Annotated in this window: 5 protein-coding genes; 4 read left to right on the top strand and 1 reads right to left on the bottom strand. The window is 71.3% G+C overall.

The genetic code is table 11. From position 1 onward, the window contains the following. Nucleotides 1–218: hypothetical protein (locus tag I6A81_RS44535; RefSeq protein ID WP_238441616.1), on the bottom strand; the 218-nt coding region annotated here is incomplete at its 3' end. On the opposite strand from I6A81_RS44535, the gene I6A81_RS40830 reads away from it, so the two are divergent. From I6A81_RS40830 to I6A81_RS40845, 4 genes are all read left to right on the top strand, one after another. Next, the gene (locus I6A81_RS40830) at nt 120–1,202 is read left to right on the top strand and encodes an urease accessory protein UreH domain-containing protein (protein ID WP_407661470.1); all 1,083 of its coding nucleotides are present in this window, start codon (nt 120–122) and stop codon (nt 1,200–1,202) included. The two genes, I6A81_RS44535 and I6A81_RS40830, sit on opposite strands and share 99 nt — an antisense overlap. A gap of 41 nt (nt 1,203–1,243) precedes the next feature. Further along, nucleotides 1,244–1,465 carry a heavy-metal-associated domain-containing protein gene (locus tag I6A81_RS40835; protein ID WP_203008213.1) on the top strand — a complete coding sequence of 74 codons (222 nt, stop codon included), beginning with the start codon at nt 1,244–1,246 and terminating at the stop codon, nt 1,463–1,465. A 316-nt stretch (nt 1,466–1,781) separates the two neighbouring features. Beyond that, nucleotides 1,782–2,462, top strand: a complete 681-nt coding sequence (locus tag I6A81_RS40840) for a hypothetical protein (protein ID WP_203010510.1) — start codon at nt 1,782–1,784, stop codon at nt 2,460–2,462. A gap of 59 nt (nt 2,463–2,521) precedes the next feature. Further along, a complete protein-coding gene (locus tag I6A81_RS40845) occupies nt 2,522–2,659 on the top strand; it encodes a hypothetical protein (protein WP_203008209.1) in 138 nt (45 codons plus the stop codon). Nucleotides 2,660–2,826: the final 167 nt, after the last annotated feature.

Raw genomic sequence — 2,826 nt, forward strand, 5'->3', positions numbered from 1 at the left:
GGCGGGCCGGACCTTCGCGCATCCTTGTCCACTCTCGGTCCGCTCTCGCGGGAGGCTTGGTGAATCTCGCATCTGTTCTGGTGACTGGCCTGTTCGCGGGTGGTGTGTCCTGCGCGGCGGTGCAGGGCGGTCTGCTGACCGGTCTGATCAGCCGGCAGCGGGCCGCGGCGGTGGGGGCGGCCGAGCTTGCGGGTCACGTGCCCGGCGGTGGTCGCCATTCGGCTCGCCATACCCACCGCCGGGACCCCGGGGCATCGACCCGCCCGCGGAGCGGGCCGGTGCGGGTGCGGGAAGCGGGCTGGCGTGCTCGGCTTGGCGATGACCTTGCCCCGGTCGGAGGGTTTCTGGCGGGCAAGTTCGTCTCGCACGTGCTGCTGGGGGCGTTGCTGGGCGCTGCGGGTAGCGCGGTGGAGCTCTCGCTTGACGCGCGCGTCCTGATGCAGCTCGGCGCCGGCCTGCTGATCATTGTGTTTGGACTCTCCCAGCTCGGCGTGCCGGGTTTCCGCGGCATCGTCGTCGAACCGCCGGCGTCGTGGATGCGGATCGTGCGCAGACGCGCCCGCTCCCAGGCCGCCCTGGCCCCGGCGCTGCTCGGCCTGGCCACCGTGCTCATCCCGTGTGGCGTGACGCTGTCGGTGGAGGCGCTCGCGCTCGCGTCCGGGTCCGCGCTGGCGGGCGCGGCCACGATGGGGGTGTTCGTGCTCGGCACCGGCCCGCTGTTCGCCGTTCTCGGCTACGCCGCCCGCAAGGCCGCGACCGCGTGGCGCAGCCGGCTGGCCGTGGTCACCGGGCTGATCGTGCTGGCGATGGGGCTCTACACCCTCAACGGTGGCCTGCAGCTCGCCGGTTCGCCCCTGGCCGCCGACCGGCTCGCCGAGGCCGCCGGGATCATCTCCCCGGAGCCGGTCGACACGTCCGCCGCCTCGACCGTGGACGGACAGCAGACCGTCCAGATCACGGCCGACGCCGACTCCTACAGCCCAGGCAACGTCCAGGCACAGGCAGGTGTCCCCACGACGCTGGTCGTGCACTCGGACGACGTGCGGGGCTGCATCCGGTCGTTCGTCATCCCGGACCGCGACATCGAGGAAATCCTGCCGGTCGAGGGCGACACGGCGATCGATCTGGGAGTGCTGGAACCCGGCCAGCTGCGCTACACGTGCGCCATGGGGATGTACACCGGCGTCATCACCGTCGTCTGACCACACCGTCCCTGGTCAACCAGGAGAAAGGAGCACCGAAAGTGTCCGCCACCACCCACACGTTCCGGGTCGAGGGAATGCACTGCGCAAGCTGCGCCCTGCTCATCGACGACGCCCTGGAGGACCTGCCGGGCGTACGCGGCACCCAGACCACCTTGAAGCAGGGCCGCACCACGGTCGACCTGGACCTGAGCCGGAACAGCCCCCAGGACGTGGTCAAGGTCATCGAAGAACTCGGCTACCAGGCCTCGCCACTGCCGTGACAGGCCGGGCAGGGATGCGCGACTCACAGCGCCCACCACCAGGAGGCTGGCATGACGACCATGCTGTTCCCCATGAGCGGGTGAGCCGAGCAGTGGACGGTCCACCGACCACACCGCTCGTCATCCGCCGGCCGGCACGCCACGGACAACGCGGCGGGACGCATCGCGCGAGATCACACGTGCCGCCGGGAGCGCCCGCCGCGCCGCCGCGACCGGACACCCGGCGCGGGCCCGAGCGAGTCGAGCGGCCCCGCCGCGGGCCGAGGCCGCGGGAGCCGGACATCCAGCGGGCCAGGGAAGATCCGACGCTCGGATCATGACTGACGTCGGGGCGGGCAGGATCGTGGCGGCGTTCGCCTCGCTCGGCGCCGCCGCCACGCATGTCGCGGTCGCGCCAAGCCACTTCACCAGCTGGCCGCTGTCAGGTGTGTTCTTCCTCGCGACCGCGGCCTTCCAGACAGGCTGGGCCCTCGCCGTGCTGCGGGGCGCCAGCCCACGGACGATGAAAGCGGGCCTGCTGGTCAACGCGGGCTCAATCCTGCTATGGGCCCTCAGCCGGACCGCCGGGTTCCCCGTCGGCCCCCACGCCAACACGCCCGAACAGGTCGACAGAGTCGACCTCACCACGGTGGCATTCGAGGCGATGATCTGCCTCCTTGCTCTGTGGAGCTTCCGGGCGCGGCACGCCCGCGGGTTCCGCTCCTCGTTCAGCGCGGCCGCGATGATCGGCGTCGTCGGCGCCGGGGTCACCGGCTTCACCATGCCCGCGGTCGAACTCGCCGGATCACACGGTCACAGCCACGGTCCCGAGGTGACAGACGAATCCGTTCCGCATTCCCATGGTTCCGACGAGGAGGACCCGGCGGTGCCGCACGGCGGCGAGGGTGGCACCACCAACTCGCCTCCACCAGCGGCCAATACGCCCGAACCGGGGCAATCATCCCAGCCCGCTCCTAGCCACAGCCATGCCCCGGGCACCGCGCCTCACGACGACTGAGTTCCCGGTGCTTCGGCCCGAGCTCCTCGCGCGGGTCGGCGACGCCCTCGAAAGGCGGCGTGACCTCGTACAACACGCCGCGTGGACCCGCGCTGGGCGACGCGAGCGGCGTCGCCCAGCACATTCTCCCGCCGGCGACCGCGATCCGGCACAGCAACAAGAACGCGGCACTTGGCACCCGCTCGCTGGTCACCTAAGACCTGACCGGCAGGAATCACCCGTCTGGCCTCCGCTCAGCAGGCTGGCGCGGGTACGGTGACAGGTAGCGGCTTTTTGATCGTCGTCATCCCGCTCGGCTGGCACTTCGTGCTCGCGGCGCCTCCGGTTTCACCGTCGCGCCTTTTGGTGGGGCGAGGCGGCCAGC

The organism is Frankia nepalensis (assembly GCF_016786325.1).
Classification (GTDB): domain Bacteria; phylum Actinomycetota; class Actinomycetes; order Frankiales; family Frankiaceae; genus Pseudofrankia; species Pseudofrankia nepalensis.

Coding starts and splice junctions, on each gene's coding strand:
- I6A81_RS40840 (WP_203010510.1), top strand. CDS start 1,782: ATGACTGACGTCGGGGCGGGCAGGATCGTGGCGGCGTTCGCCTCGCTC.